This is a genomic window from Rhodococcus sp. 24CO (assembly GCF_050586165.1).
Classification (GTDB): Bacteria; Actinomycetota; Actinomycetes; order Mycobacteriales; family Mycobacteriaceae; genus Rhodococcus_F.
This window is the reverse complement of sequence record NZ_JAZFNF010000014.1, coordinates 79,074-95,301: the sequence shown is the minus strand read 5'-3', so window position 1 is coordinate 95,301 and position 16,228 is coordinate 79,074. Positions and strand designations below refer to the sequence as shown.

Below are 16,228 nucleotides of genomic sequence, written 5' to 3'. Positions count from 1 at the left end.
AACACCGACAAGGTGCGCGCCAGATTGCAGACCAACCGTGAGCACGTTCACGGGAACATGCTCCGCAAGTGCCTGGACCAGTGGGAACGCATCATCGCGGACAACGACATCGACACCGTTCGCAAGATCAGCGTCTCCGATACCGAGACCGACCGTGAGATGCGAAACATGTCGCCCCTGTCGGTGTTGTTGAGCGAGAGCGAACGCCTGCGCGTACTCGACCTTCTCAAGAGAACTCGCGAGTGAAACGAAGCGACCTCGAAAAAGCGGTCGTCGCTGCGTGCGGGTGGGTAGAGGAATCACAAGTGGTGATCTTCGGATCTCAATCGGTACTCGGAAGCTACGACGAAGCCTCGCTGCCGGAAGAAGCTATACGTTCGATGGAAGTCGACATGACTCCGGCCAGCGCTTTCACCACCGGCGCCGATGTCACGGAGAAGGTGAGCACGCTCAACGTCTGGGTAGGGGAGGACTCACCGTTTCACCTTCGCCACGGCGTTTATGTCGAGGGGATCCACCGGGACACCGTGGTCCTTCCCCGCGGCTGGGAAAACAGGCTCGTCGCCTTCACTGCCAGCGGAACCGACGACGATCAAAACTACGGGCGCACCGGACTGTGCCTGCACCCGATCGACCTGTGTGTCTCGAAACTGATTGCGGGCCGGGCGAAAGATCACGAGTTCGTCGGAGCGTTGATCCGCGACAACATCATTGACCCTGCCGAGGTTCTCGATCGGATCGACAAAGCCGGTATCGACTGGTCGAGCGGCTATCCCGACAACCGCGATCTTGCCGTCTCCCGTGCACGGAGCTGGCTCCAGTCCCAGCAGGCGCCGGCCGCCAACGACTACAGCGATATCGCCTCAGCGTTGTCGGCGGTGTCCCGCTCTCACCCGCGCACGATTCGCGAGCACCTCAAAACCAATTCCTCAGGCACCCAAGACAAATCAGAGCCCGCCCAGGACTCCAGCACCGAACGTTCGACTGACCGCGGCTACGGTCTGACGGATTGACGGCGATAACCAGGGCTGCGGCTGCCACGACATCACCGGGCACGTTCCACTAGGACTCGTCCAACCATTTGTCGATGACGAGTTTCAATACCTCAGGCCGAAGGCGTTTGGTCTTTTCGATGTCGACGACGCGGTCCTTGACCTTCGCAACCCACTCGGACGGGAAGTTATACGGCAAGCGTTCACTGGTCCGAGGAACCCGCACCGGGGACTTTCGTAGTTCGCTGGCCGGGAAGGAATCAATCAGCGACAACATCTGGCGGGGGGTAGGAGCTAGAGGCTTCCCGGCGATTCCCCAGTTCAGAACCTTATTTCCTGCACTTTCATCGCACAGACCGTCCTTGTGAGCGAAGTCGTGCCGGATCTGACACAGCTCGTAGAAGAACTCCGACTTCACATCGTTCTTGCTCCACGGTTGCCCCTCGCTATCGACTCCGTGCGCGGTTGCTAGTCGCTCGCGATACACGTCCTCCCACATCGCGGCCACAGTGCTGAACCACTGGCCATATGCCATGCGATACAGCGGCGGGGGAGTGCCGCCGCTGAGCATCTCCGCGAAAATGGCGGCTTCGTTACCAGGTGTCATGATGGAGGGAGGAGCAGTCATCAGGCTTGACAGCATCGACATAGCAACTGTGCCAGCAGTATTCGTGTCGACGAGCTCCATCGTCGATACAGCTAGATGGTCACCGGGGGTCTTGCCATCGTCTTTGGACGTGCGCCACCCAACCACCCTGGTTGCCAGCGAGTGACACGCGGTCAGCGTAAGGAGCAGAGCTACCCGATAACTTTCACCGAACTCATCGATCACCTCGTCGACCGACTGAGCACGGAGCGCTAGATCGGCGTCCAATGTCATCGCTACCGATTCTGCTGCATCGCACAGTTCGCCTACTGCATCTCGCAGTTCGCCATTGGACTTCGGGAGTTCGGGGTTGCCGAGAGCATCAAATTTGCGGAGCGCAGCCGCGAGCGGCGCGACTGCTACAGCCAGCTCGCCCTCGGGAGCGTCGCCTTCCAGCGCTTCGACCTGATCTCCGAAAACACTTTGTAGAGCTCCAACGATGCTGGCCATAGCGATGTCTGCGTCGCGGTCTGCGGGTAGACCGCGGCCTGTCAGCAGTCCAGCCGTCGTCATGTGAACGTCGCGAGCAGCTGCGAGCCAACGCTCGCGGCGATCATGTAGTGCCATTTGTACAGAATAGGGAAACGACACGTTTTGGCATAATGTGCACTACTTTAGCTTCACGTCCGGATGCGTCGACCAACGAGTCCGACTCCCTGCAGGTCTTGGAGGAATGCAGGCTCATGTGCGAGTGACGCGATACGTGACTAGTCACTCCGAATTCGGCTCGATTTCAAGCTCGAGATCAGCGGCTCGAAACGTCACAGTAAAAAATCGAAAGAATTCATGACCGAGAAGGCCGTGCCTCGCGCCCCAGTTATCAGCGAATCCGACCCTAGCTTCCCAAGTGAAGAGTTCGCCTGGTTCGTGTGGATCGTCCACAGACGGAACTGAAAGACGGAGTGTGACGAATTTGATTTCGACCGTGCCTCCGCCGACGTTGGAATGCCCGATTTCCGCATCAGTGAGATCAATTCCTGCAGCGTATGCCAATCCTGAATCGAATATTGTGTTTAAGGCGCCCGAGTCCACAAGTCCTATTGTTGTTATCTCGTATTCACCGGTGAATGTGACATCAACCATCGGGCGGAGGGTTCCCTCCGGAGGAAGGGCGAAATATGGAAATATACTCACGCGTCAGAGGCCCACCGGGTTGAATTCAGCTTCAGCTGTCGTGCTGGGTACGCGCCAAATGGATCCGCGTTCTCCCAACTCCCGCAAGGCGGCCGCTACCACTGCGGGAGTAGGTCCGCTGGCGAGGATGCGCGCGCCGGCATGAGCAATCCATTCACCAGCGTGTTGACGAAGGAGCTCTACTGGCGGTTGTGTCATTGCGTTGTCGTCGATGCGTCGTGGCGGTGACGTAAGGGAGACCTCAAAATGATTATCCGCGCCAGGAATGAAACGGACTTCGTCTCCTTCGTCTCCTTCGGTGAGTGTGTCGACAACTGCCTTGAGGGCATACGTTCCGGTCCCTAAGTCCAATATGTGATCGCTGATCTTAATCTCGACGGGTGCGGTGATTTCAAGGAGGGCGCCGTACGTGCCCTGCGCGGTATCGCGGATCGATCTACCTGCTCCGGGGGCGGTATTAACGACCGTATTTGACCAAGTTCCTCGACTCTTCTTTCCATCAAGAAGGTTTATTCCGCGAACGATCTCTTGGAGATCTTTACGTGTTATTTCATCCGGCATCGGGAACTCTTGTCCCGCACGCTGCTGGAGACGTGCCAAGGAGCGAATGGTATTTGCGAATCCGCTTGGAATGGGGGATTCGTCGTTTTCCGGAACGTCTGTTAAAGACAGAATCTTTCTCGTGCCGGGGACCCTGAGGCCGATGCGGTTTCCGGGCTGGAAATTCTCGAGAAATTCGACGGCGGGTAAAAGTTCGCGGGGAGTGGCACTCGGGTTTAGTTTCACTTCCATGTGCAATTGGGAAGTACTCTTACGGCGGTCCATTTCCATTGAAAAGAGGATTGATTGCGATAGATCTCGACCGCTAATCGTTGAGAAGGTGGATGCTTCATCGCGCAGTCTGCTGGTCAGGTTGATATCAAGTTGCGCGAGTACCTGGTCTTTTGAGTCGAGCGTAGCGAGTTCAAGACTCTCTCTGATTACTGCTGCGGAGATGTCCCACTTGCCGTGTGAGACGAGGGGGGAGGCAGTGAAGGCGAGCCATTTATCAACAGCCCGCGAGTACAGCCCGCTGGTCGTGTCGGGGTTCTCATCGTCTGCGAACTTTAACCCTTGTGGCTTGCTCATGACCTCCATAAACACCCAGCCTACTTCGGCGAGCACATTGGAGCTTGCCTGCGTTCTGCCTGATCACGGTCGGGCATTACACGTGCCTCAGAATCGATCGTTTCTCGGACACGAACAGAACCAGGGCGGCCAGGCGAGTCGACCAGCCTGGATAGTGTCGCAAAAACCGGTCTCAATGCTTTCGTCCTGAAACCTCACCTGTCGGTGAGTTCTGCAACACTGTGCCCTTGTGAGCGACTTTTCAGGCCTGTGACTCTCGGAATTATTTGGCACGGTGATAGCCGTCAGACACTCTCACCTTGGGATCCTCGGTCGAGTAGGAGGCGGGAGGTATCTCGGGCCTCTCACTGTGTTGAGATCCGCCAACCCGGCATCCTCAGAGCCTCCGAACAACTCCTCGACGCGGCGACTGTTCAGAAAACCACTGATCAACTGCCACAGTTCATCCGCGAATGCCGGGGCGTCTGGACCGACCAAGCGAAGCAAGAACACGAACGCATCATCATCATCGAGCGCGGCCACGATGCCGTGCTCGGCGATTGCCCCCGCATCATCGGGGTACACCCCACCCAGGAACTCCAGCCCATGCAGATAATCGTCGAGGTACCTGTTCGGGCGCATCCCCTCATTCTTCCATCATGATCACGCCTGCAAGATCGGCAAGCCGGACCCACGTCGTGGGCGATCGGTTGTCTCGTTCCTTCGAGCCTCATCGTGTCAGTCTCACCGATCCGACCTCGTTCATTGGGAGATGCAATCGAATCGACAGGCAGCAACCGAAACGAGCTGAGAGCAATTCTGCGGGTTTGGGTGTGCGTTTTGGCCATCAACAAAATGGACGATTTCTCCTGCAATCTATCGATATTTAGTAATAGTGAGGAGGCTCCGTCTCAGGGTCGTGGATTACCGCGTCGATCCGAGGATCCGCGATGAGGAGTTCGATCGCTTCTGCGGGCCCTGCAATCACTGCGAAGTGCGGATCGATATCTCTTGTGACGCACCACGAGTGATCTGCCGGCCATATGAAGGCCGGGTCCGCGCCAGACGCACCGCGCGGGCTGAACTGAACATCGCGTCCCCAGTCGCCGAAATCCGTTGGTACACCGCTGAACAGCCAGTAATCACGGTTGGGGATCTTCACCATCGGAATGTCATCGCCGATGACTTCACATCCCCAGCCGTCCCACAAGCAGAAGTAACAATCATCGGGCGTGGCGGTGTAGCGGGACAGTATTTCTAGAACAACTGCGAGTTGCTCGGATTCGGTGATGCCGTCGTCCGGGAAGTCCACATCGTTTGTCTTCTGGCCTTCGAACTCGGGGTCCGGAATGAATCGGAGTCTCGCATATGCGGGAAACCCGACCGGACCCTTCACTGCGAGTTCGTACCACGGCAAATCCTGCCCGACCAACCAATCGGACGCCGATATGTCAGTACACACGATCAGGCTCATCCGCTCATTCTCCCCAGACGATTTATCAACCGGTCGCATACGAACACAACGACACACCACCACATCAAGTGGCTTCTGATTCCCACTGAACCCCAGCAACGGAAACGCTCTCAGATCGTTCTCCAGCAGCGAAGTAGAAAGATACCTCGCCCTACTGGGTATCGGCGATAGAGGGCCTCAATCACCCTCAGATCGCTTCTGCGGGCACATGGTTCCGATGCAGATCAGCGCAACGGTACCGGCCTGTTGGGCGCCAACGTAGAGCCTGGCGAATCCTGTTGGTACGAACGGAAAGAACACGACCCCGGAAAGTGGAATCCGGCAGGACCCCGACTGCACACGGGTCGACCGGTCATGTCCGGATGCGTATCCAGGTGCTGCTGGTGAAAGATTGAGGTTAGTAGTGACGCTGTATAACTAACCGATGAGAAACTTCGCCATCCGTAGCCGCTTAGCACTGACCGTTGCTGCTGCGATGGTTGTGGTTGTTGTGGTGGTGGCTTTGTGGTGGACGAAAACGATTGCTTTCACAAAGACAGCGGTAGTCGAATTCAGCACCCACCAGCCCTCCGACGGTTCGGTAAGTTTTAATCTGATCGACGTCGAAGCTGCACCAGACGATCTGCGTAAGACTGCTGAGCTGCTTGCGCAAACTCGTGGTGGGAGCGCTTCTGACTACGAATCCGACCTCACGATCACGTCGGCGACGGACGTATCGGGTCTGGCGGTGACGGCGCGAGGTCGTACACCAGACGCGGCACGGTCGTTGGCAACAGACGCTGCCGTCTTGCTCAGTTCGTATCTCACGGAGGCCAACGCCGCGCATCCTAACGGCTTCACCTTCACCGTCGTCCCTGCGCGATAATAGCCAGACGCTCTCTGCTCGGTACCGGCGGCCAGTGTCGCGGGTCACTTCTGAGTTCCGCTGGCGCTGGGGCCGCCTCATACTCGTCTCACCCGAGCCCACGAACTTGCTCGCCGCAGGATGAAAGCGCCTCATTTTTCCTGAGCATGGCACATTCTGTGCAATTCGACCCACCCAATTCGAGCCAAGCCATCAACTTACCCGCCAGTACAAACCGACGGGTTCGAATTGTTACGCAAGTGAGATGTGGGGCTGCTGTGAAACTGGCCAGTAACTGTTTAGCGTTAGCAACGACTTCGCTGTTCTCAGCGTTTTCACAGCAAGTTCGCAGCGCCTGAGTGCACTCGGGTCCAGAGGAAACACCACTCACCACAGCACCAGGAGAAGATGGAATTGAACGCTGTGCCACATACAACTGATATGTAGAGAAATTTGTCAAGTGGCAGGTGGAAGCGGCCTCGGGAACGTCAGTTCCCGAGCCCGCTTCCGTTTCGGTCGACGAACATTGAGAACGGCGGATGGCATGTCGATATTCGCGACTCGTGGTCAGACTGATATACGCGGGTTGGTTACCGCAGGACGACTGTTCGGCAGGAACGGTGCTGCTGCTCTAGGGTCGGGCGTCGCATCGGTTCTAGCTCTGGAACCTGTTGCTGCCCATAGGTGTTTTCGCAGATCGTTCCTCACGCTGCCACCAACACCGTAACGGTGTTTACCGACCGAAATCTAGAGGAAGGATTAGCTAGCTCAGGACAATTCGTCGACGACCGCCAATGACCAGCACCATCCCGCCAGTTCTCGTGCAACGGCGACATTGGCGACCACCGGACGCTTCTTACGAGCGGTGAACTGCTCCCACCGATGATGCAATCGATGATTGCCGGCATGCCCGCGCGCACGCGCTGCCGGTGACGCCTTCTCCCATCGCGTGCGCATCACCTGGCCAGGATTGCGATAGATCTTGCGATGATGCCAGGCTGACTCGACCAATAACCGACGTGCATGACCATTGCCGGTCTTGGTGATTGATCCCTGCGATCGTGATGCCCCCGAAGAGTATTCACTCGGTACAAGCCCGACATACGAGCCGATCGTGCTGCCTGTGAATCGTTGCCAGTCACCGATCTCGACTGCCAACCCGAACCCGGTCAACGTCGAAATTCCGCGTAAACATCCCAGACGGTGCACCATCGGGGTGTAAGGACTGTTCTCCGCCATCTCTTCGATCGCTATATCCAGTCGGTCGCGGCGGCCTCGAGTGAGCAGCATCGCTTCGTAGTTCGAGTCGAATGTAGCCTGCAACGCCGACTGGTCGAATCTCTGACTGCGGAGCCACATATCGTGCGCACCGGTCCACGCAACACCACCTGAATAGACGATGCCCTGCCGCAGAAGAAGTTTCGACAACCGATGTCGGCATCGCATCAGATCCCCACGAGCATCCTCACGAGCACGGACCAGATCCCGGGCCGCTTCCTGTTCCACCGAAGGAACAGTGACCTCGACAATCTCGTCCAATCTCAAGAGGCGAGCAAGGTGCAGGGCGTCACGCGCATCGGTCTTGACCCGATCTCCCGCCGGTCTCTGCAATTTCGACGGCGCGACCACTACACACTCCACACCTGCCTGAACTAGGACTCGGCACAAGCCGAATCCGGTCGGTCCTGCCTCGTACACGACCTTCACCGGCCCCGGCAGCGAACGCAACCAGGCGAGGATCTCGCCGGAATCCGGACATAATCGCTGTTTCCACACTTCACCGGTCTGACCGTCGATCGCGCATGCCACCACAGAGAGTGCGTGCACGTCCAATCCGACACTCGTACGCTGATACATCACCGGGGCCTCCTGCAAATGTAGGCACTACCGATCCAGGCTTCGCCTACTCGGCAACCCACGGCAACTTGCAAGCGAGGCCCCGGCCCGAAACGGACCGACCTACATACCGTCTAGACGAAGACGCGCCGTCGCCAGATTTGCGGCGGCATCGACATCTGTTCTGCTCTTGATGGGGATAACCTCCACCGTGGCGGAAGCAACGATTTACGGGTCCCACAACGTAGGTGGAAGGATTGAGACCGAATACCTGGCGCGTGGAGGGCCCGGAGTTTTGGGCTATCCACTCCACGGCGAATACGACGCAGCAAACTTTGGAAAATTTCAGGCGTTCCAAAACAACGCTTCAATTTACTGGCATTCGAACGTCAACAACGGATACGCCACCACCGTCGGTGGAGCGATCAGAGATACATGGGCCGACCACAACTGGGAAAACGGCCCCCTGAGGTATCCGACAACAAGTGAGATAGTTCTCTCGAAGAACAATGGCCGCCTCAACAATTTCGAGGGAGGCTCCATCTACTGGTCGCCCAATACCGGTGCGCATGTCGTATGGGGAGCCATCAGAGATCAATGGCAAGCGCAAGGCTGGGAGAATGGGACCCTCGGGTACCCGACCGGTCCAGAATACGAATTTAACGGCGGTTTCCAGCAAGAGTTCGAAGGAGGGTTTCTCGCTTTCAATGTCGGGCCGGAACCTGACGGAGACCCTAATGGAACAGACCCGATCATCGGAGCCGACGACCCGTACAACAAGTTCGCGGCCCGATTCATCGAATTCGGAGCAGACCGCACAACATGCGGCGCACCTGGCGCCGATGGCGTTTACATGTGCCTGACCACCGGCACCGCTGAAGACACCAAATCCCCGCTTCCTCCTTGGATCGACCCAACTATTGCCAGAGAGAGTCCCGGAACCGAGGAAAGCACTACTCCTGATCAAACGATCCCGGCCTCGCCCACAGAGAGCCTTCCGGTGGAGCCCGCTCCGAGCAGCCTGCCAACAGCAAGTGAGACAGCGACGCCTTGCCCGACGACAGCCCCCGAAGCTACGACTGGCGTAAGTACACCAACGACAACTGAGGCACTAGATGATTCGTCTACGTGCGGAACTGTAACGCCGGCCGAGAATACGACTTCGACGCCGTCCGGGACGAGTCAGCCCACAACCACTTTCGAACCTCAGAATCGCCCGTTCCCCGCAAGAGAACAAATTGTGCCAGAGGTGCCCGAATACCCCATGCCGGGCGACCTCCGCGTGCCGAATCCGGCACGCGATTACGCATCGGAAACGGCCTTTTTCACCGGTGCGAATCCACTACCTGGCGCAATCGGATTAAATTGGTGCAATGGAATTCAGATAAACCGCTGGGTAGGAAAACGATTCTACGCCTGCGGCGTCGGTAGATACACAATCGACTATACTAAATATGACGAAGTAACTAAACTTCCGAAAACTGTGGGACAAGAAAAGGGATTCATTTACACGGACATAGTTACTAATGGCATCACCCAAACCACAAACCTTCGCAACAAATGGCTTCGGAAAGCCACCATTGGAACCGCCGGCGGCGCCAGCGTCGTGTCAGATTTTTCGGTTGAGGGAACTTCGGGTCGAACCGGCACACTCACGCCAACAGGACCACAGACCAAACCTCTATCCAGTAATCCAATCATTGCGTACACGCTGAAAACCACTCTGGCTGCGAAGAGCAATAAAGCGGAGACTGACACGGCCATGGGAACGTGGACGGCCACCGACCCATTACGTGGAGGGCCAGCCGCGCACCCATTTAAGTTCGCCAGTGTCCGATGCGACAGCTTCGAGTACATCCGCGCCAATGATCCCGGATGCGTGCTGTCACCTCAGAATGGGAAGAACAATCTTCCGGTTATGGATCTCACGACTACGTCGATTTGGTCACCTCAGCTATATGACCACGTTCTCGAGGCACAAAATCATAATCTTCCGGGTTCGCCAATCAGCGTCACGAATCCCGCAGTCAAAGCACGTCCCCTTCAGCGCATTATCTACAACAGCTCGCAAGCTAGGAAGAATCGACAGGTTGCCTGTGGGACAAATCGAATAGGGTATAACCGCCCTGGTGGTTCTGTATTCTACTCATGCGATGAGTATCCGTTCGCGTCCACCGCCCAAGGCGGAAATTCAGCACCCGATTACGGTCGGTCCTACGCGTGGTGCAATATCCCCAGATTCCCGGAACGTTTTGAATTCACGGGCTTCAGCGCCTGCTTCATCCCTCACGACCAGAACAGAGCGGGGGGTGATCTGATCCGACCCTTCAACCGAGAAAATCGCATCCTGTACGCCCACGACGACCCTTTTGACGGGTACTTCGTCCAGTCCTACCACAACTGAGTAGGTAGCTCCCCTTGATGGCGAGCGCTCCACGTGGGCGCTCGCCATCAACGCGACTACGCTCCGATTCTTCGGACCGGCGTCGCCGGTCGTACATCGGGATCGGGCCACAACTGCAAGAAGTAACGTTCGACGAGATCGTCATCCAACTCCTGACATTCGACACCCGATTCACGTCCCACCGCATACAACCGAACTCGGTATCCACCTGGCCGTGAAATCAGACTCTCATCTGGAAAATCCTGGTAGTCGGTTTCGAAGTCCAGCATCCGAACGATGGCGGTGTCGAAGGACGCCGAGACCTCCTGAACTTCCTCCCATCCAGTTTTTTCGAACGGCGGCTCCGCCTCGTATTCTTCAGACCGAAAATGTACGGCCCCCATTTCGGTGCCAGTCCGGATGAGTAGCAAATGCTGATCCGCATCCCAATTGAGCAGTTCGAACGCAGGCGGGTATCGCACGAAATCCACACCGACCTCTTGGAATGACAAGCTGCCACCTTCCATCACATCAACACCGGTTTCGATCATTGCGAACCCCTCACTCACGTTTCCCAGAAGATGATTCACCCAACGTATGCATCGTCCATCGATCCGTCAATTTCTCTGCGTGGCAGTATTTTTCAGAAGGTCGGTTGCCTGAATTCTGACTGCTTCCTCGACAGCTGTCAGATTGCGGTTGTTGTATGAATCGGATTGCGACGTTGTCATGGGTGGGTGCCTTCGACCGTGGGTAAGGGCAATTCAGTCGTGGGGAATCGTCCGCCGTGGGCGTAATCAGAGGTGTCGACCGTGGCTGCATATTCTCACCGCATGGTTCCGGAGGTCTTACACCTCGTTCCATCCTGTCAGTTTGAAGGTCTATCTTGATGCAAGAGCTAGTAATCTGAGGAGGGCCTTTGATTGAGTCTGATGTTTACGTGATGGAGGGTTCGCTTCTGCCTTTTCAAGAGGCAGGAATTCCATTTGAGACTTATCCGGTGGCCTACGATTTGCTCAATTGGGGTGAGGACGAGCGAATTCTCGTAATCACGACTGGGACGGTATGGGGTGCAGTCCACTTCCGGGCCGAAGAGCTGGCGTCGGAGCCTCCGCTAGACCTCATCAGTTGGGAGGAGATGCAAGAAGTATCGGTGAATTTTAGGTCGGACAATGTTAAACTTCTTGATCTTGAAGAGGCTCAGAAAGAAACTTTTCCAGATGTAAGTCTAATCTCAAAGCCTGGCCTTTACAGGGTTCGTGTATACGCTGTGGGGCGCCATTCCGGAATTGATATGCAGCAAGTCGGCGAGCACCTCGATGAGCGTTATCTCATGCAATTGTGGGGAGAATCTAAGGCCAGGCCATCAACGCCAGTTCAGACTATTGGAGACAGAAATTGACGATCATCCCCACAGAAGTGGAAATGCTCGTCAATTTCACCTTCAGCTAGTAGTACCTCTGAACATAAAGTCCCTTGTTTGGGTCAGCCGATTGAAGGAGTACACGGTTCGCGGCAGGGTCGGAACAGCTTCAGCGATGGACGCTTTCACTCAGTGTCCAAGAGACCGGGCCGGAAACGGTCTTGGTCTCAACAGGTCAAGGTCGTATTCGGTCGACGAATCGAACGATTACGCGTCGTGCCAGTTTCAGAAGTGCTGTGCGCCAACCGTCTAACTGACGTTGCGGTACAGGGTGGTCAATGGTTCTGCCGCTCAGATCCGTAGGTGGCGCTCAGCTAGCAGCCACTTCGTTCTCGGCGAGATGTCGGTAGAGAGTGGCGCGGCCTATTCCGAGTGCCTTCGCGATCTCCGTCTTGGGTGTGCCAATCCCGATCATCTGACTGATGATACGAGCTTTCGCTGGGTCAATTCGCTTGGGCTGCCCGCCGATACGACCACGAGCTCGTGCCGCTGCCAATCCTGCTGCCGTGCGTTCCTGGATGAGTGTTCTCTCGAATTGTGCTAGTGCGCCGAAGATTTGGAAGATGAGCATTCCGCCCGCGGATGACGTGTCGATCGACTCCGTCAATGAGCGGAAAGCTACGCCGCGGCGCTGTAAGTCCTCGACAGTTTCGATCAGATGCTTGAGTGATCGACCTAACCTGTCCAGTCGCCAGACGACGAGGGTGTCACCTTCACGAAGGTGACCGAGTAGATCGAGCAAGACCGGGCGATCGTCCTTGGCGCCACTCGCCACTTCTTCCCACACTCGATCGCATCGAATGGCCGCCAGAGCGTCCCTCTGCAAATCGAGGACCTGATCGGTCCCGGAAACCCTTATGTACCCAAAAGTCGCGCTCACGGGATGACTGTCTCAGAATCCCCCGACATGCTCCAGCGGGCACCACAGAAGGTGAGACAGGTTTCTGGGACAGGTCACGATTTGGTAACGAGGTGTGGTGATTTTGCTCCGGCACCATCCTGACCGCTCTCCGAACCGTTTCTGCCGTCTTGGGTCGGCATGGCCGGTGCAGGGGCCGAGTGTCTCATCGTCGGGTGTGTCAGTAACGGTCGAAAGAAAGACATCCGGCGGTAGTGCATAACTATCCAAACGATCAACCGCTCTCCGAAAGTGCCGACCGATCGATAGACATTTCGCCTAGAGGGGATCTACGCTGACGGAACACGACTGGCGAGGGTAGAAAACTACCGGGGAGTGAAGTCGAGAGCGTCGTCCGCCTGGGCGTTCTCCGCACCGAGCGGAGAACGTGATGACAGCGCAATTACTCGATGGTGTCGGACTCGCAGCGCAGACGTTGAGTCGCGTGTCCGAGGGAGTATCAGAGTTCACGGTGTCGGCTGGGCGGAGACCCTGTCTAGCCACGGTCCTGGTCGGCGACGACCCGTCCTCACACGTGTATGTGCGGATGAAGGTCAACCGGTCGCAGAAGGTCGGTATCGAATCCCGGCGAATCGACCTCCCCGAGACGACTTCGACGAGTGAACTCGTCGCAGTCCTCGATGCTCTCTCTGTAGACCAGACTGTCGACGGCATTCTGCTTCAGCATCCGGTGCCGGCCCACGTGGACGAGCGCGCCGCATTCGAGGCAATAGATCCAGGCAAGGACGTCGACGGTGTTACTCGAACGTCGTTCGCGCAGATGGCTTTCGGGGAGCCAGGGTTCAGGTCTGCGACACCGGGCGGAATCATGCGGTTGCTCGACGCCTACGACGTCGAGATTGCAGGAGCTTCCGCTGTGGTGATCGGACGTAGCCCGATCCTGGGCAGACCGGCGGGGATGCTACTTCTTGCTGCTGATGCGACGGTGACGTTCTGTCACTCGCACACCCGAGATGTCGCGGAGGCAGTCAAGGGTGCGGATATCGTGATCGCCGCGGTCGGTCGCCCAGAGTTTGTGCGGGGTGAGTGGATCAAAGAGGGCGCGGTAGTTGTCGATGCCGGATACAACGAGGGCAACATCGGCGATGTCGAGTTCGAGGCCGCACGTGAGCGCGCGAGCCTGATCACTCCGGTGCCAGGTGGAGTGGGCCCGATGACGATTGCGGCGCTTTTGGATCAGACGCTTGCAGCGGCGACGAACCGCACGAAGACGGAGTGAGCGGGTGCCGCTACTTCAGTGACCCTGCTCCGACGGTGACTTCCATACAAACGTCGATCCGCAATGCGTGCCTTTCGATGTGGGTGGAATCGAAGCTACACCGCCGGCTACCCGCGTGATGTCTCAGCTTTCAGTGTCTCGGCAACGGCCGAATCTGGGACAGTCCGCTACGCGGAAAACAAAGAAAGGCTCGCGACCGAACTACGACTACCGGAGTCGAACGGGGTGAAATACCGTTGTCGCACTTAGCGGCGCAGTGGCTCATACGTCATTCCGGTCAGAACTAAGTCGGTGTGGTGGGACTGAACTGGCAGAAATGCAAGGAGGAACGAATTCCCTCCTTCCATTTCTCTTTTAGTACTCGTTCTCCAGAAACTCGAACATGACTGAAATCTCAGCAATAGACAGATATATTGCTGACGACTCCATTTCTATCGATCCGTGAACCCAACGCGCAAAGGTTATGAGGACCCCGGCAAATCGACGAACAAACATGTGTGAACGTTCAGGATCGTCAGGGTATGCGCTTTCTTTTCCGTAGTATTCGCAAATAAGGGTCAGGAGAATCCGAATTCGGTCCAAGCATCCAGGATGCGAATCCTCTGGAACGGACGTCCATTCGTCTCGGAAATGTGCAATTGTTATGAGGGACAACACGGCACCGCAGATCCCGCCGGGCACTCCTAGCGGGTCGCGGGTTCCGTTGAAGTAACCAGACATGAGCAATGTTGCGAGCAGGTCTGCATTGATCTCGTCGCGCTGTTCGGATGACATATCCCGGATCTCCTGGCCCACCGAGCTGGCTTTCGTCAAATCCCTCAGGATCGCCACAATCTCGCGATCCTTCCTGGAGGAGACGTCGCGCACTATGTGGTGACTGAACTCGTGCGCGACCGTCCAGATCTCTGCCACGGAAATAGCACTTTCGAAAGCTTTCTTGAAATCAGCATTAGGGAAGACCATCAAGTCATTTCCCTTCAGCGAAATAATTCCGCCATACTTGAAGTCTTCGATACTTTCATCGAAGTGATCGCGCATTCCGGTCCACAATCGTCGTGATTCCTCTTCGGGGATCTTTTTCGCAACATCGAGGGCCGTTGTAAACCTGCCGTACATTGCCGCGTATGCGCTGAGGACTGCTGTGTATTCGTGTGATATTGCTATCATGCCGCCGCGTAGATTTGTTTTAGATTCGGCCATATCCTCGTTTGAAAATGTGCGTCCTGCATAGATGTTTTTCGCTCGAGCTCGCCACTTCGGGTTCGACATCTGGACGAGCATCTTCATGGTGTTATGTAGTTCTGGGCAGTTCGATCGGCTGTCTGGCGCGCACGGTTTCCAGTTCAAAAACTCACTTGGAATCTTCCCACCTGACTCTTTTTCGAGTTCCAGCATTTTGGGGTTAGCCCAGTAGCTTATTTGCGGCTCACGAGTCTGGGAGAAAAACAGTCCACGAGAATTTTTGAGCTCCATTATATGTGACGATCTTTCCGGTAGTGGGATAGCAGATTGCGTCAGTAAACCCGTCGCCAGGCCTTGGGTCGCTTTGCCAATGTTAGGCAGCGGGTGCAACTGCCCAGTTTGCCCCTCTTTGCGCGAAGAGTCTTGTATTTTCCGCAGCTGACGCATTGATAGCGCCCTGCACTTGTTTGTTCATCCTTCTGGTATTCGTCCTCCGGGGACATCACCTTTTTAGCCGATGCCAAGTCGGTCTTTGACAGAGCAGATGCCACGCCGAGTAGTGATGCAGAGTGCAAACTGTATTGGGTCTCGCCCTGAACTAAATTCTGGAGATACCCAGCGGGTGTTCGTCGACGCGGGTTCATTGCAGAGGTGAGCGGCTCGACCTTTTTCAGAGCGGTGCTGCTTTGATGTGCGATGGCATTTCGGAGAGCAGTCAAGTCCTTGAGAAATTTTCGTTCATCCGACTGTTTTTGTAGACGGGCGAATGGACCTCCGCCCACAAAGGCGCGCTTTGCGATTTCTTCCGCGCCGTTTGCATAAGGCATCCATATCGGAAAGGCCACACCTCCGAAAAATATCTGCTCTGCTTGATTGCGGTTCGCGAACTTAATCTCGGGCTCGCAGTCTGCGATATTGCTATTTCCCGTGATGCACGAATAGAACAGATCTTCTAGAAATAGCTCAAATTGGAGGTGCATGGACAGGAAAGCCGAGGAAAATATAGCGTCCACGCTTCTAACTGTCAGATTAGACTTACGGCGCTGAACGATCGCTTGATTGGTTAGCG

General features: G+C 56.2%; 15 protein-coding genes and 1 riboswitch. Of the genes, 6 read left to right on the top strand and 9 right to left on the bottom strand.

The annotated features are described in order from the left end of the window. Together V2B23_RS27830 and V2B23_RS27825 are read left to right on the top strand one after the other, a co-directional pair. Positions 1-246 (top strand): hypothetical protein (locus V2B23_RS27830; protein WP_430953210.1); only part of this gene is annotated, 246 nt, incomplete at its 5' end. 59 nt (positions 247-305) lie between these two features. Beyond that, positions 306-1,013 (top strand): hypothetical protein, encoded by a 708-nt coding sequence (locus V2B23_RS27825; protein WP_430953209.1) that lies wholly within the window; start codon positions 306-308, stop codon positions 1,011-1,013. Positions 1,014-1,062: 49 nt separating this feature from the next. On the opposite strand, the gene V2B23_RS27820 is transcribed toward V2B23_RS27825, so the two are convergent. The 4 genes from V2B23_RS27820 to V2B23_RS27805 form a co-directional block, all read right to left on the bottom strand. Continuing rightward, positions 1,063-2,205: a hypothetical protein gene (locus V2B23_RS27820; protein ID WP_430953208.1), complete on the bottom strand. Its 1,143-nt coding sequence runs from the start codon at positions 2,203-2,205 to the stop codon at positions 1,063-1,065. 144 nt (positions 2,206-2,349) lie between these two features. Then, positions 2,350-2,721, bottom strand: coding sequence for a hypothetical protein (locus V2B23_RS27815; protein WP_430953207.1), 372 nt, complete (start codon positions 2,719-2,721; stop codon positions 2,350-2,352). A 54-nt stretch (positions 2,722-2,775) separates the two neighbouring features. Then, the gene (locus V2B23_RS27810; RefSeq protein WP_430953206.1) at positions 2,776-3,900 is read right to left on the bottom strand and encodes a hypothetical protein; all 1,125 of its coding nucleotides are present in this window, start codon (positions 3,898-3,900) and stop codon (positions 2,776-2,778) included. Positions 3,901-4,765: 865 nt separating this feature from the next. Beyond that, a complete protein-coding gene (locus tag V2B23_RS27805; RefSeq protein ID WP_430953205.1) occupies positions 4,766-5,353 on the bottom strand; it encodes a hypothetical protein in 588 nt (195 codons plus the stop codon). Positions 5,354-5,777: 424 nt separating this feature from the next. Here V2B23_RS27805 and V2B23_RS27800 point away from each other — a divergent pair, with 424 nt between their 5' ends. Continuing rightward, entirely contained in the window at positions 5,778-6,218 is a 441-nt protein-coding gene (locus V2B23_RS27800) for a hypothetical protein (protein WP_430953204.1), read from the top strand. Positions 6,219-6,965: 747 nt separating this feature from the next. Here V2B23_RS27800 and V2B23_RS27795 read toward each other — a convergent pair. Further along, positions 6,966-8,057 (bottom strand): IS110 family transposase, encoded by a 1,092-nt coding sequence (locus tag V2B23_RS27795; RefSeq protein ID WP_430953203.1) that lies wholly within the window; start codon positions 8,055-8,057, stop codon positions 6,966-6,968. Positions 8,058-8,244: 187 nt separating this feature from the next. On the opposite strand from V2B23_RS27795, the gene V2B23_RS27790 reads away from it, so the two are divergent. Beyond that, complete coding sequence (locus V2B23_RS27790; RefSeq protein ID WP_430953202.1) at positions 8,245-10,437, top strand: NucA/NucB deoxyribonuclease domain-containing protein; 2,193 nt, start codon at positions 8,245-8,247, stop codon at positions 10,435-10,437. A 56-nt stretch (positions 10,438-10,493) separates the two neighbouring features. Here the strand turns inward: V2B23_RS27790 and V2B23_RS27785 are convergent, their stop codons facing one another. After that, positions 10,494-10,967: a hypothetical protein gene (locus tag V2B23_RS27785; RefSeq protein WP_430953201.1), complete on the bottom strand. Its 474-nt coding sequence runs from the start codon at positions 10,965-10,967 to the stop codon at positions 10,494-10,496. A 368-nt stretch (positions 10,968-11,335) separates the two neighbouring features. Here V2B23_RS27785 and V2B23_RS27780 point away from each other — a divergent pair, with 368 nt between their 5' ends. Continuing rightward, complete coding sequence (locus V2B23_RS27780; protein ID WP_430953200.1) at positions 11,336-11,818, top strand: hypothetical protein; 483 nt, start codon at positions 11,336-11,338, stop codon at positions 11,816-11,818. A gap of 331 nt (positions 11,819-12,149) precedes the next feature. Here V2B23_RS27780 and V2B23_RS27775 read toward each other — a convergent pair whose 3' ends face one another. Beyond that, positions 12,150-12,719 (bottom strand): recombinase family protein, encoded by a 570-nt coding sequence (locus V2B23_RS27775; RefSeq protein ID WP_430953199.1) that lies wholly within the window; start codon positions 12,717-12,719, stop codon positions 12,150-12,152. 313 nt (positions 12,720-13,032) lie between these two features. Next, positions 13,033-13,109, top strand: a riboswitch (ZMP/ZTP riboswitch). Positions 13,110-13,128: 19 nt separating this feature from the next. On the opposite strand from V2B23_RS27775, the gene V2B23_RS27770 reads away from it, so the two are divergent. Continuing rightward, positions 13,129-13,977 carry a bifunctional 5,10-methylenetetrahydrofolate dehydrogenase/5,10-methenyltetrahydrofolate cyclohydrolase gene (locus V2B23_RS27770; RefSeq protein WP_430953198.1) on the top strand — a complete coding sequence of 283 codons (849 nt, stop codon included), beginning with the start codon at positions 13,129-13,131 and terminating at the stop codon, positions 13,975-13,977. Between the two features lie 354 nt (positions 13,978-14,331). Here the strand turns inward: V2B23_RS27770 and V2B23_RS27765 are convergent, their stop codons facing one another. Next, positions 14,332-15,450: a hypothetical protein gene (locus V2B23_RS27765; protein WP_430953197.1), complete on the bottom strand. Its 1,119-nt coding sequence runs from the start codon at positions 15,448-15,450 to the stop codon at positions 14,332-14,334. 41 nt (positions 15,451-15,491) lie between these two features. Continuing rightward, the gene (locus V2B23_RS27760; protein WP_430953196.1) at positions 15,492-16,172 is read right to left on the bottom strand and encodes a hypothetical protein; all 681 of its coding nucleotides are present in this window, start codon (positions 16,170-16,172) and stop codon (positions 15,492-15,494) included. Between the last annotated feature and the right edge of the window lie 56 nt (positions 16,173-16,228).

What these genes read in the sequence shown, in the direction of transcription:
- V2B23_RS27820 (WP_430953208.1), bottom strand. Translation starts at nt 2,205, where the DNA reads ATGGCACTACATGATCGCCGCGAGCGTTGGCTCGCAGCTGCTCGCGAC.
- V2B23_RS27815 (WP_430953207.1), bottom strand. Translation starts at nt 2,721, where the DNA reads ATGGTTGATGTCACATTCACCGGTGAATACGAGATAACAACAATAGGA.
- V2B23_RS27810 (WP_430953206.1), bottom strand. Translation starts at nt 3,900, where the DNA reads ATGAGCAAGCCACAAGGGTTAAAGTTCGCAGACGATGAGAACCCCGAC.
- V2B23_RS27805 (WP_430953205.1), bottom strand. Translation starts at nt 5,353, where the DNA reads ATGAGCCTGATCGTGTGTACTGACATATCGGCGTCCGATTGGTTGGTC.
- V2B23_RS27800 (WP_430953204.1), top strand. Translation starts at nt 5,778, where the DNA reads ATGAGAAACTTCGCCATCCGTAGCCGCTTAGCACTGACCGTTGCTGCT.
- V2B23_RS27785 (WP_430953201.1), bottom strand. Translation starts at nt 10,967, where the DNA reads ATGATCGAAACCGGTGTTGATGTGATGGAAGGTGGCAGCTTGTCATTC.
- V2B23_RS27770 (WP_430953198.1), top strand. Translation starts at nt 13,129, where the DNA reads ATGACAGCGCAATTACTCGATGGTGTCGGACTCGCAGCGCAGACGTTG.
- V2B23_RS27765 (WP_430953197.1), bottom strand. Translation starts at nt 15,450, where the DNA reads ATGGAGCTCAAAAATTCTCGTGGACTGTTTTTCTCCCAGACTCGTGAG.